Here is a 2,411-nt window from a genome sequence, read left to right as displayed (position 1 = left end):
CCGTCATGCTCCTGCGGCCAGTACTTTATTCGGCAAATCGTGCTGGGGGTGAGTCCGCCAGGCATGTCAAGAATCTCATTCGCGCTGGACGGCTGGACATTGCACTGCACGGACACCCCCGTGCCCAGTGTCTCCACGACGTCACCATACGCATCCGCACTGTGGATGCGCGGGTAGACAATGACTGTATGGAGACCTTTTCGAATCCTACTCATGCCACTCCCTAAAGGTACCGGCGGCATGAGAATGAATCCTGCGCTGGCCACCCATATTGAAACTGCCACGGCCCCGCAGCAACGCGCCCGCTGGAGCGCGCCGCAGCATAGCCATCACTCGCCAGCGCAACAGTCCGGAACCTGCCGGTGCCCGTCGCCTGTGCTAAGTTCTTCCAGTCCTTCTCCAGAATGTCCAGAAGACCAGACGCGACCAGGTAATTCAGCTGGTAGCTATAACCGTCTTCAGTTTCGCTGCGGTAGATTCCTCCGTCATCAGCGCGAAGAACGCGAGCAACTGCCTCAGCTTCGATATTCCTAACAAGGTCGAAGACGACCTCGTCTAGAGCCAGCTCGTCGAGCCGGCGATAGCGAACACGGATGAGATTCTCCGCCTTCTCCAGCAAGGAGGAGACATGAGACTCCTCATCCCCACGAAAATCGCGGCGGAGAGCGCTCTTCACATCCTCCACAGATGCGATAGTCAGCCTCTCACTCATCTCTCCTCCTTAGCCTAAGCAGCTGATTACTTGTCAGCTACCTTGTCTTCAAATGCTACGAAGCCGCTCTTGTCGGTGAAGACCCAGCCGAACTGTGCCTCGACCAGCATCGCCTCCATGTTCTGCTGCCACAGGTGAACCATGGTTCCGTTATCCACGATGGTCGACTGGTCGGTGTATCGGAGAGTCAGCTTGTCGACAAAACCGTACTGCAGGGTGCTCCAGTCACCTGCGAAGCCCTTGACCTTCGTATCAGGGGCAGCGCCGACCTTGCCAGAAACCGAGCGAGAATAGGCAACAGGGAGACCCATCACGTTGCCGAGGCCTGCCTTCAAGTCAATCGTGTCGCTGTAGAGAGGGCGACCGGTCGTGTCAGTTGCGGTGTAGAGTCGAGAACGGAGCTCAGGGGTTGCTGCAAAACCGTCCACCTCGAAGTCAAAATCGGCATTCAGGTTCACCAGGTCGGTACCTGCCATCAGCTCATTAAAGATGCCGCCCTTGTCCTTCGCAGAGCTACCCAGCTCAACACGGTTAGTGGTCTGGTTCACGAACTCGACACCCGTAATTTCCTGACCAGTTAGGGCACTCTTGCCATGGAGCACAGCAAGATCAAATGCACGGGTAATCGCAGCTGCTGCCTGCTGTTCAAGGACCTTCAGGTAGCCCGCCTCGTCAGCTTCGCGCGCCTCTCGCGACCAATACATCGTGGCGGCGACCTTGATAGGCTTAATCGACTTGGTGGTCAGACCCATGCTAGTCACAGGCTTCAGCTGGCCCTCGCCAACCACGCCAGCCTGCGGCTGGGAGGTCTGAACGGAAATGCTAGTGCCAGTAATCGGCATCGGTACCGACTTCGCCAGCTTCTGCACAACGGATGCCTCGTTTGCGCGAGCAATGATCTGACGTGCGTACGCCGGCGGCAGGATGCCGCCGCGCTTAAAAACGTCAAGAGTAGCAGTTGCACTCATTCTTTATTCCTCCAATTAGGTATAGATAAAGCCCCTCTTGAGGTAAGAGGGGCTTGTCGGCTTTATCGACCGAAGATGTATTCTGCGGTCTCTTCATAAACGTCACGTGCCGGCGCCGCGTGCTGTGCGGGGTTCGGCGCCATGCCTCGGCTCTTCGGTGCCGCCGTGAGGACCGCCTCGGTCTTCTCATTCGCGGCATCACTGATGAGCTTCTGCAGAGTAGCGAGGTTCGTCTCGATTTCCTCGCTGGTCGCACCCGGCACAAAAGGCGCGAACTCCTGAGACAGGCCAACGGAGGCGAGCGCCTTGACGCGCGCCAGCTCAGCCTGCAGGGACGCAATCTGGGTGGCAGAATCATCCTGCGGCTCAGAGGTTTCAGCCTCAGTGGGCTTGGCTTCAGCTTCGGGTTCCTGCTCGGGCTCTTCAGCAGCAGCAGGTTCAGGAGCCTCTGCCCGCTTCGCCTTCACAGTGGCCAGCTCAGCTTTCAGGTTCTGAACCAGCTTCCAGGCGCGCTCGGGGTCGAAGGTCTCGCCGTCACGTTCCCACGGGGGCGTAGTTTCGGTGGTCTCTTCAACCTTTGCCTCGGTGACAGGTGATTCGCTCATCTTTTTGTTCCTTTCGGGTATAGCAAAAGGCACCCTGCCGCTTAGCAGGATGCCTTTCACAAAAAGTTATAGGGAGTTAGCCGGTGACGCCCCCGACGGTCTTCTAGACCGAAGCATAAAGCCGCG

General features: G+C 57.8%; 4 protein-coding genes. All 4 read right to left on the bottom strand.

The genetic code is table 11. The features are described from left to right. A partial coding sequence (locus Q0216_RS05665; RefSeq protein ID WP_298593639.1) for a hypothetical protein occupies nt 1-215 on the bottom strand: 215 nt, incomplete at its 3' end. A gap of 8 nt (nt 216-223) precedes the next feature. Continuing rightward, the gene (locus Q0216_RS05660; RefSeq protein WP_298593638.1) at nt 224-712 is read right to left on the bottom strand and encodes a Gp19/Gp15/Gp42 family protein; all 489 of its coding nucleotides are present in this window, start codon (nt 710-712) and stop codon (nt 224-226) included. A gap of 26 nt (nt 713-738) precedes the next feature. Continuing rightward, nucleotides 739-1,680, bottom strand: coding sequence for a phage major capsid protein (locus Q0216_RS05655; protein ID WP_298593636.1), 942 nt, complete (start codon nt 1,678-1,680; stop codon nt 739-741). A 62-nt stretch (nt 1,681-1,742) separates the two neighbouring features. Continuing rightward, nucleotides 1,743-2,285, bottom strand: coding sequence for a hypothetical protein (locus Q0216_RS05650; RefSeq protein WP_298593634.1), 543 nt, complete (start codon nt 2,283-2,285; stop codon nt 1,743-1,745). Nucleotides 2,286-2,411: the final 126 nt, after the last annotated feature.

This window comes from uncultured Rothia sp. (assembly GCF_937976295.1).
Lineage (GTDB): Bacteria > Actinomycetota > Actinomycetes > Actinomycetales > Micrococcaceae > Rothia.
This window is presented reverse-complemented; position numbering and strand designations above follow the sequence as displayed.

Coding starts and splice junctions, on each gene's coding strand:
- Q0216_RS05660 (WP_298593638.1), bottom strand. CDS start 712: ATGAGTGAGAGGCTGACTATCGCATCTGTGGAGGATGTGAAGAGCGCT.
- Q0216_RS05650 (WP_298593634.1), bottom strand. CDS start 2,285: ATGAGCGAATCACCTGTCACCGAGGCAAAGGTTGAAGAGACCACCGAA.
- Q0216_RS05655 (WP_298593636.1), bottom strand. CDS start 1,680: ATGAGTGCAACTGCTACTCTTGACGTTTTTAAGCGCGGCGGCATCCTG.